Origin of the sequence: Candidatus Frankia nodulisporulans (assembly GCF_902806475.1) — a bacterium.
In the GTDB taxonomy this organism is placed as follows: Bacteria; Actinomycetota; Actinomycetes; order Frankiales; family Frankiaceae; genus Frankia; species Frankia umida.
This window is the reverse complement of the sequence record NZ_CADCWS010000517.1, coordinates 1-787: the sequence shown is the minus strand read 5'-3', so window position 1 is coordinate 787 and position 787 is coordinate 1. Positions and strand designations below refer to the sequence as shown.

Sequence of the window (787 nt, the reverse complement as noted above, 5' to 3'; positions counted from 1 at the left end):
AGGGCTGCCCCAACCCCGACCACCACCCCGGCGACCTGCCGCCACGGGGCGTGCGCCGGTGTCCCGACCGCCAGCATCCCGCCGCTGATCAGCAGGAGCGTGCCCGGCACGACATGGTGTACATGCAGTCCGCCGGTCGAGATGTTACGAAAAGGGCCACGCCCGGCCCGGATGAGCCGCACGATTGTCCGCGTCACCAGGAATGTGACCAGAAAAGCCACCAGGCACAGCAGCAGCGGTCCTTTTCCCGGTTCCGCGATGTTCCGTTCCCACCACCCGCTCACATCGACAGCCTCGCACCCCGCGGACATCCGGACCCGGCACTGTGCTCGCCGCGCGCCGCCCGCGCACCACGGCGCGCCCAGCGCCCACCCGGTACATCAGGCCGGCGCGGCGTCGACCCTGGACATACACCCGCCGTGACGGGTGACTCAGCGGGACTACGGGCGCCTGCGTCACCCAGACGAGTGGCGACGTCACTGACATCCACCGAACCGGCACCGATCGAACTACCACTGGCCGAGGCGGATTCGGCAGTCGTGATCGTACGACGTTATCCTCCCCTCATCTCCTACATATTCATGGATAGTCACCGATAAAGTGACCATCCATGACCGAGCCCGATGTCGCGGACCCCACCCGAACCCGCCGGTGGCTGGCCCTACTCGCCGTGCTCACCTCCCAACTAATGATTGTTCTGGACGGTAATGTCCTAAATGTGGCTCTCCCTGCCATTCAGGAAGATCTGAAGATCAGTCAGCCCAGATCTTTCGTGCCTCGGCCAGGT

At 65.2% G+C, this 787-nt stretch carries 1 pseudogene; it reads right to left on the bottom strand.

The annotated features are described in order from the left end of the window. Positions 1-284: pseudogene (locus G6R24_RS23115) on the bottom strand (hypothetical protein); the annotation flags it as partial. Between the last annotated feature and the right edge of the window lie 503 nt (positions 285-787).